Here is a 14,003-nt window from a genome sequence, read left to right as displayed (position 1 = left end):
CGAGCTTCAGTCCGGCGGAGCGACGCCGAGCCGCCCGGACCGGGAACGCTCGGCGGTCACCAGGCCCGCGAGCAGCAGCGCCTCGCCCGCGTTGCCCAGCGGCGGGACCGCGAACGCGGCCCCCGACGCCACCGTCACCCCGATGACGCCGAGCAGCGGCCAGTACAGGCCCTCGCGGCGCCACAGCACCACGCACGCGACGCAGAGCAGGGCGATGACGACCAGCGTCGGATACGGCGGCCCGGCGGGATGTTGCGCGGTGTAGCGCAGGGTGTCCGCGTAGTCCCGGGTTTCGAGTTCGAGTCCGGCCACCTCGCTCAGCAGGGCCCACGCCATGAGCGCGACCGTCACGAGCCAGGCCGCCCACACCGGGAACCACCGCATGCGCACGCGGTCCGCAGCCCACACCACCAGCAGCGGGGTGAGAATCGCGTGGCCGAGGAAACGACCCATGCTCAGGGCATGCAGCAGGTCTCCCTCGCCGAGCAGCGACCCGAGGCCGATGATCGCCGAGTCGTAGGCCACGCCCACGCCCACCAGGCGCAGCAACCACACCCGCGGTTCGCGCAGCGCGGCCGGTAGCGCCGCGACGCAAGCCAGCTGGACCGCCGCGATCGCCAGCATCAGGACGGACACCATGGGCTACCCACTCTCGGTGAATTCGGGGCTCATCGGCGAACCGTCATCCAAGATCGACTCACGCGCACATACTGAGCACGAACAGTATGAAACACCACTTTGTCGAAGTCGGTGCGGTCGCAGCGGGAGTTGCCATGAACCATCGAGGACCGGCGTTGACCGCCGTCGCCGCCGCCCTGCTCGCCGCGTTCTGCGCCGGACCGGGAGCGCCCGCGGGCACGGCGGGCCCGGTACTCGGCGGCGAGATCGCGATTCCCTGCGCGGCATCGCACCTGCGGCAGAGCGCCGAGTGGTATCTGCCCGACGGCGAACCACGCGGAATGGTCTGGGTGCAGCACGGATTCGCGCGCAACTCCGGCAATGTCGCGTCGCTCGCGCGGACGCTGTCCGACGCCGGCTACCTCGTGTTCGCCCCGAGCCTGCCGTTCTTCGATCTCGCGGGCTGCACCCTGCAGAACCTGGGCGACAACACGCCGTTCCTCGACGAGGTCGCCGAGCTCTTCGCCACCGCGGGCGACCCCGCCGGTCCGCTGACCCGCAGCCTGTCCGACGCTGCCGCCCGCCAGGGTGTGACACCGCCCGCCATCCCCCCGAACTTCGTCTTCGTCGGGCACTCCGCGGGCGGTGAGGCCGTGGAGTACGTCGCGCACAGCCTGCACGTGCGCCACCCCGACACCTGGGACCACCTGCGTGGCGTGGTGCTCCTGGACCCGGTGAAATCGTTCCTCGGCTCGAACACCGACCGCGCCCTCACCGACCTGGACGGCACCGACCTCCCGATCCTCGCGATCTCCGCACCCCCGTCCCTGTGCAACAACTTCGGCACCGGCACAACGGCTCTGGAGTCCCTGCTGCACCGCCCCTTCCTCGGCGTCCGCCTCCCCGCGGGCACGCACACCGACGCCGAGGGCACCAGCTCCGACGCCCTCGGCGAGGCCCTGTGCGGCACCCCCGACGCGACGAACATCGACGCGGTCGAGCTGCTCACCGCGGGCTGGGCGGGCGACTTCTTCGCCGGCGCGACGACCGCCGACTTCTACGCCGCCGCGACCGCGGCCGGCGCCGAGGCGGTCGCCGCGGTCCCCGGCGCGGTCCCCCTCCGCGGCGCCGTCTGACCGACCGGAGAGTCACGGCGACCGACGTATTGCCAGACCGACCGAATCAGGTGGAACCTTGGGTACGGGCACCGACAACGAGGAGCGCGTGACGTGAGGTCATCCCGAGGCCCGGGCATCGAGCTGCCCGGCACGACGGCGAGTGCGCGGTGAACCGGCGCGAGACCGGTGCGCGCCAAGGGTTTCCGGCCGAGCCGAGCTACCCGAACGTAGGTGCGACCGCCCCCGCCGCCGAACGCTGGACCGACCCCGGCGCGGGGTTCCGCCGATTCGAGCGGACCGTCCCCCTCGGCCGCGGCGACGCCCTGTGGGACTCCGCCTCCGAGGCCCTGATGCACTGGGAAGTCAAACAGCGCAGCGGATTTCGCGTGACACCCCTGTCCACCACCGAGCTCCGGGCGACCCTGGACGCCGACTACCGAATAACGGCCACCATCGGCCCAATCAAGATCCACGAACCCGCCCGGGTGGTGGCGGTAGTCGACACCCCGACCCGCCGCGGCTTCGCCTACGGGACGCTCCCCGGCCACCCCGTCTCCGGCGAGGAGGCGTTCATAGTGCACCGCACCCCCGACGACACAGTCCACCTGACCCTCCGCTCCCTGACGCGCCCCGCCCCCACCACCCCCTGGCGCCCCCTGTTCCCCATCCTCCTTGTGCCTCAACGTCTCTACCGCCGCCGCTATCTCCGCTCTCTCCTCCCGGGCTCGCCTGTCGGATAGCCGTGCCACCATGGGCGCGTGGCGGAAATTGATCTCTACGCACTGATCGGCGAGCACATTCCCGAGCGGTATCAAGAGTTGTATCGGCTCGCGGTCCGCGAGGCCATTCGGCTGCGGCACGCGGGCGCGGGCGACGACGTGGTCGGACACCTCGGCGGACTGCCGCTGCTGCCGGCGGGCTTCGACTGGCCCGCACACGAACACAGCGGCTACGAGCACGTCATGACGCTCGATCTGAGCAAGCTGCCCCCGATAGACCTCAATCTCCCCGCCGACGGCCACTATTCGCTGTTCTTCGACGGCGACCCGCTGCTGTATTACTTCCCGGGTGACGTCGAATTGCACGAGACGCCACTTCCTGCGGAGTACACCCAGTCCACGAGGATCAATCACCGCGCGAACCTGACCTGCGCGCTGATCCATAGCCTGCCGCGCGCGGGCGACATGCCACTGGCCGAACTCGACGGCTACGACGACGAGCAGGATGCCGAGTTGGCGCGCGGCGCGAAGGCGATCGACGACGCACTCGACGCCAACCCCGAGCCCCTCCACCAAATCGGCGGCTGGGCACTGGAACTGCAGAGCGACAACGACCGCGGCGTCCTCCCCGGCACTCCCGCCGATGCCCTCATCTACGGCGATGAGGGGTCGGGCGACCTGATGCTCCTCATGCAGATCGACTCCGACCCCGGCACCCACATGATGTGGGGCGACCACGGCATCATCTACGCCTTCATCCCGCCCGAGGCGCTCGCCGACCACGATCTGTCGGCGGCGAGCGTCTACATGGACTGCTGCTGACCGGGATTCGGGGGACGGTTACGGGGCAGCGGGGAAGATCTGGGACATAGCCCGGGTGAGGCGCTCGGTGAACTCCTCGTGGGCGTCTTCCAACAGGGGGTAGTGCGCGACGAAACTCTGCCAATCGACCGCCGCCGCCCGGGACCGGATGTCATTCGGACCGCCGAGGCCCTCGTGCCAGTATCGTTCGCTGTCAGCGGTCGCGAACAGCCGGTAGAGCAGGGTGTTCGGGAGCTCGGCGGGGGCGCAGTGCTCGGCGAGCAGGACCGCGTCGTAGAGATCCTTGCCGGGTGTCACGTCGTACTCCTCCCCCAGCCACAACAGCTTCCACGCCAGGCTGAGCGACCTGCTGGCCGCCTGCAGGGACACAGGGGGACCGGGACTGCCGAAACGGGGGATATCGACGCGAACGGGAGCGTCGAGCAGCGGCTCACCGAAGGCGAAGTCGAGGTGGAGCGCGCCGTAGCCGCGATACGGGCACTCCCACGACAGTTCGAGCCTTCGGCCCGGGGTGCCGCTGTAGGTCCAGATCCGGCGCTCGACCTCGTAATCCGACCGATGCGCCGCCAACCGAACGGTGCCCCCGGATCGCGACAACGCCTCGGCCCGGTCGGAGATCTCCTCGAACATGTCGTCCACCGAATCGGAGTCGATGCGCCGATCCTCGGGCCGGACAACGAAGTCGAGGTCGCCGGGTTCGCGGGCCAGCGCGCCGAACCACGCCTTCAACAGCACGCTCCCCCGCAGCACGAGGTTGTCGGCCCAGCTCGACAGGGCAATCGCCCCGACGAGATGGTCCATGGCCTCGCGGCGCGCATCGAGCCACTGCTCGGCCATGTCCCGATACAGAAATCCCTCGGCCACCGCGACGTCGTAAATAGTCCGCTCCCAAGGTGATTCGGTCACCGAAGGGATCGATCCGAGTGCGGCTCCAGGGACGCGGCTATGCGGTGGGGATCGCCGAAGCCGCGCTGGAAGCCGGGGTAGGGGCGGGTCGTGCGGCGGGACTGCATCGCGGCCACCGCGTCGGCCGCGGTGTGGAGCGAGGTCGATTCGCGGCCCATCAACTCGCGGGTCACCACCAGCTGTTCGACGGTCGAGGGTGGGCGGGCGGCGAAGGTCTGCTCGATGTAGTCGGGTAGCGGGCCCGTTATCCGGTTGCGCAGGTAGGTGACCCGGTCGGTCAGGGTCAGGGCCAGGCGTTCGTAGAGGGTTTCCAGGCCGGGTGGAAAGACCGGGGCCACGGCCACCACCAGGCGCCAGATGAAATCGTCTCGCGCGCGGTCGAGGTGGGGGTAGGCGGCGGCGAAGCCGTCCCATTCCACGTTCTCGGCGGCGGCGAGCAGCGCGTCCAGGCGGGTGCGGGACTCGGGCGACCAATAGCATTCCACGTCACCCAGGTCGAGCACCTCGTCCAGGAGCGGGCGGGGAACGGTGCCGTGCTCGGCCAGCAGAACCGCGTCGTACAGGTCCTTGCCGCTCGCGCCGCCCTCGTCCATGTCGGCGCCGAGCCACAGCAGTTTCCACGCCAGACTCAACGGCCGGGTCGCGGTCCGCAGCGTGACCGCCGGCCCCGGAATCCCCAGGCGCGCGATCGCGGTGCGCACCGGTGCGTCCGGCAACTCTTCACCGAAGGCGAAGTCCAGGTGCAGATCACCGCGACCGCGCTCGGGGCACTCCCAGGTCAGCTCGAGCCGGCAGCCCGGCACCCCGTTGTAGGTCCAGATGTGCTGCTCGATATCGGAGACGAACGGCTCGGCGTCGATACGCACGGTCCCCGCGATCCGCGAGAGCGCCGCCGCCCGCGCCGCGATATCGGGCAGCATGCGCGCCACCTCCGCGTCGTCGATCCGCCATTCGACCGGCGTCACAACGAAATCCAGATCCCCCGGTTCCCGCGCCGCGTCCCCGAACCACGCCTTCAACAGCGCACTGCCCCGCAGCACGAGGTGGTCCACCCAGCTCGACTCGGCGATGGCCGCCACGACGATGTCCATCGCCTCCCGCCGGGCGGCCAGCCACCCGCCGACGTCGGCGCCGTCGAGCCCGGAATGCTCGGCGGCCGGATCGTAAACAGCACGATCCCATGTTGTTTCGCTCACTACCTCAACCCCGACGCGATCTCGTGCGGATTCATACGGCTCACGCTAGCCCCCGTCTCGAGCCCCCGCGCCACCACCAGATCGGCGACGTCGTCGAGGGAATACTCGGCGGGACCCAGGATCTCGCGCAGCAGGACGAGCAGGTGCGCGGTCGGCGGATAGGGGCGATCGATCAGCTCGTCGATCACCACCTGGCCCCGCGCGGCGTATCGCGCACGCTGCGAGTCGATTTCCAGCGCGAGGAACATGGCTATCGCGTCGTACAGCGGTGCGCCGAGCCCGGGCGCGAACGCCGGCGCGAGCGCGACCGTCAATCGCCAGATCATCGCGTCCTGCTCGGGCGCCAGATCCGGACGGTCCTTGGCGAACTCCGCCCAATCCACCTGGAACACCGCGTATCCCAGGTTCGCCAGCGACAGCTGACCGACCACCCGCTCCAGCAGATCCGCGGTCGGCGTGGAGTTCTCGGCGAGCAGGACCGCGTCGTACAGATCCTTGCCCTCGGGGTAGACGTCGGTGTAGATCCACAGCAGCTTCCACGCCAGCGACAGCTCCGGGCTCGCGGCGAGCAACCGGGCCGGCGGCCCGCCCGCACCGACGCGCTCGATCTCGGTCCACCCGGGATCCTGCGGCAGGCTCTCGTTGAAGACGAAGTCGAGTTGCACCGTGCCGGAAGGGATTCCCGGCCGCGTGGAGGTCCACGGCAGCACCAGCCTGCGCCCCGGCACCCGATCATAGGTCCAGATCTCACCGTCGATCGCCCCGGCCGCGTCGATGCGCACATCGCTGCCCTCGGCCCGCGACTCCGCCTCCGCCCGCGCCGCCAGGTCCCCGAACATCGAGGTGGTCCGATCCGAGCCGACCTCCCACCCCCGGTCCAGCACAACGAAATCCACGTCGCCCGGCTCCCGCGCGGCAGCGCCGAACCACGCCGCCAGCAGCACGCTCCCGCGCACCATGAGCTGTCCCGCCCACTCCGACCCGGCCACCGCCGCCAGCACGTGATCGATCGCCGCCCGCCGCGCCGCCAACCATCCCGCCGCCCGGCTTGCGTCCTCGAAATGCGGCTCACTCAAGCGCATCCCGTACGAGAACCCCGCTGCCGCCGGGTCGAACACCGGCCGCTGCACCACCCCGTACCCCGGCACCGGCCGCAGGGTGTGCGGCAACCCCCGCCCGGCCCGCACCTCCTCCGACGGCGCCTCCCCCGGCACGACCAGATCGGCACTCCACGGCCCGTACCCGAGCTCGTCCCACGATGTCGCAGTCACGACGTCCCCTCCTTCGTTGCGGTCCACCTGATCGGGCGGACTCGATATCGTTCTTCACGCCGCACTTCCGCGGCGGTCCCGGTGGAATCGGGCGGTCAGGACAATCCCGCGCCGACGGGCCGGGGATCCGGCCGTCCGGCAGCGATCCCGGCCCGCTCCCACCGAGCCGGCACCGCCACCTCGGCGAACCAGCCCGAGTTCCGCGCGGGGTCGGCCACGTGTGGCTCCGCCGGCCACGAGCCGAACCTCGACCTCACGACCGCGCGCCGAGCTCGTCGATCCAGCCCGCGTCGACGGACTCGTCGCTGTCGTGGACGACGAACTCCCTTTCCACGGACAGGATCTCGTAGCCGCCCGACTCCAGCTCCGCCAGCAGCGCGTGTACGCGCGCGGCGGCGGAGGCATCCCCAACCAGTCGGCAGCGCTGGGTGACGAACCGCTCGGCGCGACCGTCGGGCCGGGTGCGGCGGGCGTTGGCGGACAGGTGGGCCGCGTGGGCGGCGGCGGTCGACGCGAGTGAGGCGGTGTCGGCGCCCGGCGGGAGCAGCAGCTTCACGTGGTGCTCGAAGTAGTAGTCGGGGCCCATCGCGCGAGCGCGCTCGTCATCGCCGGGTACGCCGTCGGCCCAGGGCGTGGCCTCGATCTTCGTGCGCACCACCGGAAAACCGGCCGCCGCGACATCCGCCACCAGCCGCTGGACCGCATCCCGCACCGCGTCGTACTCGCCGGTGAAACCCGCCGTCAGCATCGGCTGATCGCAGACGCGCCCGCGCGCGAGCCGGATGTGGGTGAACTTCAGATCCCGTGCGGCGGCGTAGCGTTCGAAGGCATCGAGGGTGGCCGGGGAGTCGGCGCGCACGGTCACGTGCGTCTCGAACTCGCCGCGGAAGGTCGGTGGCGCGGTCATCACCGCCCCATCCTGGCAAAGCGGGCACCCCTACGTCACGGCGGTTTTCTGGCGGCGGGCAGATCCTCAGCCGTCCATGCGGCGGTGGCGGGGGTCGAACTTCTCGGTCGGGAAGTCGTCGGCGCGAAAGCGCGGGCGCGGGCGGTCCTCGGAACGGAAACGGCGCCTGGGCCTTTCGGGCACGGGCCAGTACCGGCTGGCGTACTGACCGCGGATCCGGCTCAGGTCCGGTTCGTCGATATCGGTGATGCCCACCTGCAGCAGCAGGAGCATGGTCACCATGCTGACCGCGATGATCAGCGGGGTCAGCAGCTGGCCGGCCTGCGCGCCCGACGGCGCGCTCACGTGCTCGGCGACATGCGCCCGCATGGCGAACATCCCGGTGTAGTGCATGCCGCACACCGCGATTCCCATGATCAGCGCCGCGCCGATGGTGGCCACGAGGCCGTCCACGTGCAGCGCGAACCACAGCGCCGCCGTCGCCGCCACCACCGCGACCACCAGCGACAGGAACACGATCCACGGGTCGAATCGCACGGCCACATCGGTTTTCATGGCGTACATGCCCGAGTAGTGCATGGCCCCGACCCCGAGCCCGGTGATCGCCCCGCCGACGCAGAGCGCGAAGCCCTCGCCCCCGTGCCGGTTCACCACGATCGACAGACCCAGCCACACCACGCCCATCGCGATCACCGCGCTCAATATCGTCACCGGGATGTCGTAACGAATGGTCGCGTTGTGCACCGAGAAGCCGAGCATCGCGATGAAATGCATAACCCAGATCCCGGTGCCGCCCAGCGCCACCGCACCCGTCGCTATCCAGCCGCCGTGCCCGGAATACCCGCGCGCCCGCACCATGCAGCGCAGGGCCAGCAACGACCCGGTGACCGACATGACATACGCGAGAAGCGGAGTCAGCCACCCGTAGGTGAACTGATTGATTTCGAGCATGCGGGCTCCTTGCCGGAAGGCTGCGCCGGGACCGTCCCACCGGCGGCTGAGCCGAACATTAGCGACGAACCACCAGGTAGTAAATTTGTTCCGGCACAATGCGGAAAAGTTGCCGGGGTCAGCTGAAACCCAACTCCGCAGGACAGCAACGGTGCGGCGCGGCGCACGGCGGAATCCGTTGCCGCGTATGGCATCCTTGACATTTCGCCATTCTCAGCAAATGGTCGCGCATCGTGAAACACACTGCGGCACAGCCCCGCCGATTTGTCTAGGGCCAGAGGCACCGAAAGGCGGTCACATTCGGCATCGAGACCGCGAAAAGGGTGGTAAACCAAAAGAACCGCCGGATGATCTCGAAAGACCATCCGGCGGTGAATTCGATACACGGAGAGCGCTTACCAGCCGCGCTCGGCGAGCCGGTGCGGCTGCGGGATCTCCTCGACGTTGATGCCGACCATGGCCTCACCCAGCCCACGCGAGACCTTGGCGAGCACGTCGGCGTCGTCGTAGAAGGTGGTGGCCTTGACGATGGCGGCCGCGCGCTGCGCCGGGTTGCCGGACTTGAAGATGCCCGAGCCGACGAACACGCCCTCGGCGCCGAGCTGCATCATCATCGCGGCGTCGGCCGGGGTGGCGATGCCACCGGCGGTGAACATGACGACCGGCAGCTTGCCGGTCTCGGCGACCTCGCGGACCAGCTCGTACGGGGCCTGCAGTTCCTTGGCCGCGACGTACAGCTCGTCCTCGGACAGCGAGGTCAGGCGACGGATCTCGCCGCGGATGGTGCGCATGTGGGTGGTGGCGTTGGAGACGTCGCCGGTGCCGGCCTCACCCTTGGAGCGGATCATGGCCGCGCCCTCGGTGATACGGCGCAGCGCCTCGCCCAGGTTGGTCGCGCCACAGACGAACGGCACGGTGAAGTTGAACTTGTCGATGTGGTTCGCGTAGTCGGCCGGGGTCAGCACCTCGGACTCGTCGATGTAGTCCACACCGAGCGACTGCAGGATCTGCGCCTCGACGAAGTGGCCGATACGGGCCTTGGCCATGACCGGGATGGAGACGGCGGCGATGATGCCGTCGATCATGTCCGGATCGGACATGCGCGAGACGCCGCCCTGGGCGCGGATGTCGGCGGGCACGCGCTCGAGCGCCATGACGGCGACGGCGCCGGCGTCTTCGGCGATCTTGGCCTGCTCGGCGTTGACGACATCCATGATCACACCGCCCTTCAGCATCTCGGCCATGCCGCGCTTCACGCGGGCGGTGCCGATGGAGGGGGTGGTGTCGGACGAGGTCACGGCAAACTCCTGTGTCATCTGGGCCAATCGGGGATTCACTCGAATACGAACACCCCGATTCTAAGCGTCCACTCGAGGCCACTTCATAGCCAGTTGGGCGCCACTGGACTGCCTGGCCTCGCGGCCAGTAACGCACATCACAGCGGACAGGCTAACCCGCCGCAACAGGCGAGAGCCGAAGCACGCTGGACATGCGGCGGGTCAGGTCCGATGGGCCCTGGAACTGCAGCCTGCCGGTGCGCACGGCGTGGTGCAGCGGTATGCGCCCGAGCCACACCTGATAGAGCGAACTCACATCGGAGGCGATGGTGATATCGACCGGAAAACCCGGATCGGAGTCGCAGACCGAGGGCACACCCCCCTCGACCACGATCCAGTACCGGTGCGGATCATCGCTGAAACGGACGTAGAGCACGTGCCGCTTGCCCGGGAACGAGGACGTGTCCAAGCGCGTGTGCATCCACCACACGAGCAACTGGGCATCGAGTTCCGCGGGCTCGGGCTCCCCGAACGACCACCGCGCACCCCAGGCCCCGAGCCCGAACAGCACCGGTTCCAGCTCCCGCCCGGCATCGGTCAGCACATACCGAACATCCACTTTCTCGACCAGTCCGGCACGCTCGAACTGGCGTAGTCGCTTGGCGAGCAGACTGCGCGACAAACCGGGCAGACCCCGGGCCAGATCGTTGAAGCGCGTGGTTCCGGTGATCAGATCGCGCAGGATCAGCAGCGACCAGCGCTCCCCCAGCAGATCGAGCGCCCGCGATATCGGGCAGTACTGGCCGTAGCCCGCCACAGTGGTCGTCTTCATCGTGCACCTCACCGAGATCGAGCCGTTCCGCCGCCGCGACCGGGTCCGATGGACCCGGCGCCGACAGGTCCATTTTCTGGACTATTCGGTTATCGCGCTCGTCTTTACCTTCATCAACAGAGCCTTTGTTGCGCTTCAGCCCGATCCACACGATCAATAACCAGAACGCCGGCCCCGCGCAGGGCCCGCCCACGACGACAACCCCCAATCCACCCAGCATCACAAGGAGGAAGGCGCTACCCCTCGATACCTTTCGCTCGAAAGGTATAGGCGCCGAACGCACATGACGACTACCACCGCACCCACCACCCTGGACTGGATCGCCACCGCCACCGCCGTCGGGACGAAACTGAGCGACGGCGTCGCCGAGCGTGACCGCACCGGAGAATTCTCCACCGAGGCCTTCGACCTGCTGCGATCCTCGGGCCTGAGCGCCGCGCTGGTGCCGGTGGAGTTCGGCGGCGGCGGGGTGAGCCATCGCGAGATGGGCGAGATCCTGCGCGTTCTCGGCCGGCACGACCCCTCCACCGCCGTGGCCTTCGCCATGCACACCCACCTGGTCGCCGCGCAGGTCTGGCGGCACAAGCACGGCATCGACGCGAGCGCGGTCTTCGGCAAGGTGGCCGCGGGCGCGATCCTGGTCAGCACCGGCGCCTCGGACTGGGTCGAGTCCAACGGCCACGCGGTCAAGGTCGAGGGCGGCTACCGCATCACCGCGCGCAAGGCGCCGGCCAGCGGCTGCGAGTCGGGCACCATCGCGGTGACCAGCGTCCGCTGGGAGGATTCCCCCGAGGGCCCGCGCGTGCTCCACTTCGCGGTACCGCTCGCCGCCGACGGCGTGCGCATCGAAAAGACCTGGGACACCATCGGTTTGCGGGCCAGCGGCTCACACACCCTGGTGTTCGAGGATGTCTTCGTGCCCGACGCCGCCGTCTCGCTGAATCGTCCGGCGACCGGCTGGCCGCCGGTGCTCAACACGGTGATCGGCGCGGCCATGCCGTTGGTCATGGCCGCCTACCTGGGCATCGCCGATCGTGCGGTGGAAACGGTGACGGAGCTGCTGGCGGGGCGGGCCGACGCGCATACCGTCGGCTCGGCGGGCGAGATGATGAACGCGTACGTCACGGCCGTCGATCTGATCGAGGCCATGTTCACCGCCTCGGACGATCTGAACTTCGACAACACCGATGCCAACGCCGCCCGGATCCTCAGCCGCAAAACGGTTTCCGCGGACAAGCTCATCGAAACCGTTCGCCTGGCCATCGAAACCGTGGGCGGCGCGGGCTATTCCCGCGGGCTTCCGCTGGAAATGTGGTACCGCGATATTCACGGCTGCCTGTTCCACCCGCTCCCGCGTGCCAAGCAGCTCCGCTTCACCGGCCATGTGCTCCTGGGTCACAGCCCGCTGGGCTGATATTCCGGAGCGTCTCGAACCGCCGGATCAGTGCGCCGGACCGGTAATTCACGGTCCCCGACGCGGTGATCCGGCACGGTTCGGCTACTGATTGCTCAGCGGCTCCAGCACGAATACCGTCGCCCAGTATTCCGCGGCCGCGGGACCCATGTAGGGCATGAGAAAGTCATAGAGCAGGTAGGACACGAACGAGTCACCTCCAGTTCCAGCTCACCACACCCGGTGTGCGGCAAGCGTGTCCGACCCTAGCCCACATGTGCGGAGCCCACATCCGCAACCGCTCGAACGGCATCGAGTGCACAATCGGTGGTGGCCGGTGCCACCACCGATTTCTCGTTCCGGTGGTTAATCCCAGCGATCGAGGGTATAGCGGGTTCGGATTCCCCCCGACGTCACGCGGAAGGTGTGATTGAGTGCGCCGCCTTTGGACACCAGCAGTCCGCACACCTCGGCGGCGTCCCTGTCCGCGACCACCGCGTCTTTCGCGTACGCCTCCAATGTCTTTCGAATCTCGTGCAATTCGCTCGACAGGAATTCCGGGAAGAACCCCGCGCCCTTGGTGTAGGTCGTGTCCGTCGCACCCGCGAGCGCGAACAGCACGGCCTGCTCGCGGTGCGTGGTGTCGGCCTCGACGTGCCAGGTCGCCGGATGCGCGACGACGGCGGTCACGTCGTGGTACTTCCCCGGGCGCAGTCCCCACTGTGTGGCCGGCGAGCCGTTGACGTACACGTACCAGGTCACCGGATTTCGGCGATCGGGCCTGTCCCACTGCATGATCGGCGGCGCGTCCGCGTCGGCCGCGGTCACCATCGCGCCGTAACCGGCCTTGCCCTCGGGCACCGAGAATTCGATGTGCTCGGCCCCGGGCAGCACCGTGCGGGCGAACTTCTCCCACGTGATGACGACCGGGTCGCCGTCGAGATCGGTTGCCGCGCGCTGCTTCCGGGCCGGCTTCAGATGCCCGAACACGCCCTCGGCCGGCGCCGCGTCGACCGCGGCCGGGGACCACATCGGATGCACGTCCGCGAGCCTGGCGAACCGGCGCTCGAGCGAGCCGGCCGCGCGCAACTCGCTGATCACCCGCTCGGCCCGGGCGATCATCTGGTCGGTCGGGGCCGCGGTGGGGCGGCGATACTGCAGCGGGTGCATCTTCTCGGCGAAGCGGCGTGTCACATCCGCGTGCGCGAGCCCGTCGGCCAGGTCGGTGAGCAGCGTGCCGATCATGCCGCTCTTGACGTGGCAGTAGCCCGCCGGAGCGGAAGCCGTCGCCAGCCACAGCAGATTCTCGCGCTGCCGCCGTGCGGCCACGCCCTTGCCGCGCACCGATGCGAGCCGCTCGTGCAGCGCGAGCAGCCACGAGCCCGCGCCGAGCACGGCGTCCGAACGATACAGCTGCTCGGTGCGCAGCAGCGCCACCGCCTTCTTCACGACCTCGTGCGGGAACTCCGCCAGGGCGCGCTCGAGCGTCGCGCGGTCCTCACGCTTGGCCGCGGCGTACTGGCGCGCGGTGTACAGCCCGCCCGCGGAGAAGATCAACTCGGCGGGCGGGGTCACCGACAGGTGGGTCCAGCCACCGGCCTCCCCGGCGCCCCAACTGTGCTCTGCGGAGCGGAAAACCGAAGTGACAGGACGGTTTTCGACCACCTCGGCCAGGGCCGCGACCGCCTTCGCGTACATCGGCGGGGTGCCGTCGCCGTGCCACAGCACCGACTCGGCCGTACCGTCCGGGCCGATCGTCACCAGTCCGCCGTACCTGCGCACGAAGGCGCGGCAGGTCCCACAGGTGTTCTCCGCCACCAGATCCGGCGGCAGCTCGCCCAGGAACACCTCGAACAGGCCGTCGGTGTCGACGGTGAAGAGGTCGAACTCCCCCGGGTCCCGCTCCGCGAATCGGGTTCGCACGCCCGCGAGGAACTCGTCGTACCGGTCGTCGGCTCGGGGCTGCGCTGCACCGGGCACGGTATGCGTCATG

Annotated in this window: 14 protein-coding genes; 5 read left to right on the top strand and 9 right to left on the bottom strand. The window is 69.2% G+C overall.

The genetic code is table 11. The annotated features are described in order from the left end of the window. Positions 1–6 precede the first annotated feature (6 nt). Positions 7–639, bottom strand: a complete 633-nt coding sequence (locus ACWIGI_RS33775; RefSeq protein ID WP_454207282.1) for a hypothetical protein — start codon at positions 637–639, stop codon at positions 7–9. A gap of 134 nt (positions 640–773) precedes the next feature. On the opposite strand from ACWIGI_RS33775, the gene ACWIGI_RS33770 reads away from it, so the two are divergent. From ACWIGI_RS33770 to ACWIGI_RS33760, 3 genes are all read left to right on the top strand, one after another. Continuing rightward, positions 774–1,754, top strand: a complete 981-nt coding sequence (locus ACWIGI_RS33770) for an alpha/beta hydrolase (RefSeq protein ID WP_454207280.1) — start codon at positions 774–776, stop codon at positions 1,752–1,754. A gap of 149 nt (positions 1,755–1,903) precedes the next feature. Next, positions 1,904–2,476, top strand: a complete 573-nt coding sequence (locus ACWIGI_RS33765) for a DUF1990 family protein (protein ID WP_454207278.1) — start codon at positions 1,904–1,906, stop codon at positions 2,474–2,476. 18 nt (positions 2,477–2,494) lie between these two features. Then, a complete protein-coding gene (locus ACWIGI_RS33760; protein WP_454207276.1) occupies positions 2,495–3,277 on the top strand; it encodes a DUF1963 domain-containing protein in 783 nt (260 codons plus the stop codon). A gap of 18 nt (positions 3,278–3,295) precedes the next feature. Here the strand turns inward: ACWIGI_RS33760 and ACWIGI_RS33755 are convergent, their stop codons facing one another. From ACWIGI_RS33755 to ACWIGI_RS33725, 7 genes are all read right to left on the bottom strand, one after another. Then, positions 3,296–4,183: a nucleotidyl transferase AbiEii/AbiGii toxin family protein gene (locus tag ACWIGI_RS33755; RefSeq protein ID WP_454207274.1), complete on the bottom strand. Its 888-nt coding sequence runs from the start codon at positions 4,181–4,183 to the stop codon at positions 3,296–3,298. After that, positions 4,180–5,379, bottom strand: coding sequence for a nucleotidyl transferase AbiEii/AbiGii toxin family protein (locus tag ACWIGI_RS33750; RefSeq protein ID WP_454207273.1), 1,200 nt, complete (start codon positions 5,377–5,379; stop codon positions 4,180–4,182). Before ACWIGI_RS33750 ends, ACWIGI_RS33755 begins: the two co-directional genes overlap by 4 nt. After that, on the bottom strand, positions 5,379–6,650 hold the full coding sequence (locus ACWIGI_RS33745; RefSeq protein WP_454207271.1) for a nucleotidyl transferase AbiEii/AbiGii toxin family protein: 1,272 nt from the start codon (positions 6,648–6,650) through the stop codon (positions 5,379–5,381). The genes ACWIGI_RS33750 and ACWIGI_RS33745 overlap by 1 nt, the downstream gene beginning before the upstream one ends. A gap of 253 nt (positions 6,651–6,903) precedes the next feature. Further along, the gene (locus tag ACWIGI_RS33740; RefSeq protein WP_454207269.1) at positions 6,904–7,557 is read right to left on the bottom strand and encodes a hypothetical protein; all 654 of its coding nucleotides are present in this window, start codon (positions 7,555–7,557) and stop codon (positions 6,904–6,906) included. 66 nt (positions 7,558–7,623) lie between these two features. Continuing rightward, complete coding sequence (locus ACWIGI_RS33735; RefSeq protein WP_454207267.1) at positions 7,624–8,508, bottom strand: MHYT domain-containing protein; 885 nt, start codon at positions 8,506–8,508, stop codon at positions 7,624–7,626. A 395-nt stretch (positions 8,509–8,903) separates the two neighbouring features. After that, entirely contained in the window at positions 8,904–9,806 is a 903-nt protein-coding gene (gene pdxS / locus ACWIGI_RS33730) for a pyridoxal 5'-phosphate synthase lyase subunit PdxS (RefSeq protein ID WP_454207265.1), read from the bottom strand. A gap of 151 nt (positions 9,807–9,957) precedes the next feature. Continuing rightward, entirely contained in the window at positions 9,958–10,617 is a 660-nt protein-coding gene (locus tag ACWIGI_RS33725) for a winged helix-turn-helix transcriptional regulator (protein WP_454207263.1), read from the bottom strand. On the opposite strand from ACWIGI_RS33725, the gene ACWIGI_RS33720 reads away from it, so the two are divergent. Both ACWIGI_RS33720 and ACWIGI_RS33715 read left to right on the top strand, forming a co-directional pair. Continuing rightward, on the top strand, positions 10,604–10,777 hold the full coding sequence (locus ACWIGI_RS33720) for a hypothetical protein (protein WP_454207261.1): 174 nt from the start codon (positions 10,604–10,606) through the stop codon (positions 10,775–10,777). The two genes, ACWIGI_RS33725 and ACWIGI_RS33720, sit on opposite strands and share 14 nt — an antisense overlap. A gap of 123 nt (positions 10,778–10,900) precedes the next feature. Further along, entirely contained in the window at positions 10,901–12,031 is a 1,131-nt protein-coding gene (locus tag ACWIGI_RS33715; RefSeq protein ID WP_454207259.1) for an acyl-CoA dehydrogenase family protein, read from the top strand. A gap of 345 nt (positions 12,032–12,376) precedes the next feature. Here ACWIGI_RS33715 and ACWIGI_RS33710 read toward each other — a convergent pair whose 3' ends face one another. Beyond that, positions 12,377–14,002: a hypothetical protein gene (locus ACWIGI_RS33710; protein ID WP_454207258.1), complete on the bottom strand. Its 1,626-nt coding sequence runs from the start codon at positions 14,000–14,002 to the stop codon at positions 12,377–12,379. Position 14,003: the final 1 nt, after the last annotated feature.

The organism is Nocardia sp. NPDC055321, from assembly GCF_053645575.1.
Note: the sequence above shows the minus strand (reverse complement) of the source record. Positions and strands in the feature narration are given on the sequence as shown.